Source organism: Mesorhizobium sp. M7A.F.Ca.CA.002.04.1.1, from assembly GCF_004022805.1.
Taxonomy (GTDB): domain Bacteria; phylum Pseudomonadota; class Alphaproteobacteria; order Rhizobiales; family Rhizobiaceae; genus Mesorhizobium; species Mesorhizobium ciceri.
On sequence record NZ_RZPL01001162.1, the window covers coordinates 1 to 917 of the forward strand.

The 917-nt window shown below is 65.6% G+C and carries 1 protein-coding gene and 1 pseudogene; both read right to left on the bottom strand.

Annotated features, from left to right (window positions below; translation table 11 throughout):
• Positions 1–701, bottom strand: a 701-nt coding sequence (locus tag ENZ75_RS33005; RefSeq protein WP_164888231.1) for an FAD-binding oxidoreductase, incomplete at its 3' end; no start/stop codon positions are given.
• 2 nt (positions 702–703) lie between these two features.
• Positions 704–917: pseudogene (locus ENZ75_RS33010) on the bottom strand (prenyltransferase); the annotation flags it as partial.

Below are 917 nucleotides of genomic sequence, written 5' to 3' on the forward strand. Positions count from 1 at the left end.
CCCGACAGCAGCAGGCCACGACCGCTGTTGCGGCCGCCGGCCAACTGATCGATCCAGGCGACCGCATATTCGTTGGCCTGATCGGCCGCCTCGGCCAGGTCGAAGAATTCGCAGAGATCACGAAACGGCGTCGCCTTTTCGACGATGTCGAGGGAATGCACCCGCATCAGCCGGATCGAGGCCGACAGGATGAGGCCGGTCAGCCCCATGCCGCCGATCGTCGCCGCAAACAGCCGCGTATTGTCTGTCGCCGAGCAGCGGTGGGTCTTGCCGTCGGACCTGAGCAGCGTGAAGCTCTCGACATGGCAGCCGAAGGTGCCGCGCCGGTGATGGTTCTTGCCATGCACGTCATTGGCGATGGCCCCGCCGAGCGTGACGAATTGCGTGCCTGGCACAACGGCGGGGAAGAAGCCGTAGGGGGCGGCGTGGGCGATGATGTCGGACAACAGCACGCCGGCCTCCGCCTCGAGAACACCGGTTTCGGCGTTGAAGGCGTGGATCCGGTTCAGCGATCGCATATCGACGACCGCTCCGGCCCCGTTCTGGCAGGAATCGCCGTAGGAGCGGCCATTGCCATAGGCAAGCAGCGACGCCGGCTTGGCCTGACCGCCCTTCAGCAGCGCGATCGCCTCGTCGGCACCGATGGCGCGCGGCGCCGGCGGCGTGGCAAGGCCAAAGCTTGGGAAACGTCCGGCGGCCATGCCTACCAGCCCCCGATGACCAGCATCACCGCACCGATCAGCACCACGATCTGGCTGCGCCAGTCGCGGATGATGAAGACGACCGGATCGTCATGCATCTCGTTGCGGCGCGCCAGGATCCAGACGCGCATGGTAAGATAAAGCACGATCGGCGCCAGCGGCCAGATCAGCCATGGATGCGGATAGAGTTCCCGCACCGCGACACTGTCCATGTAG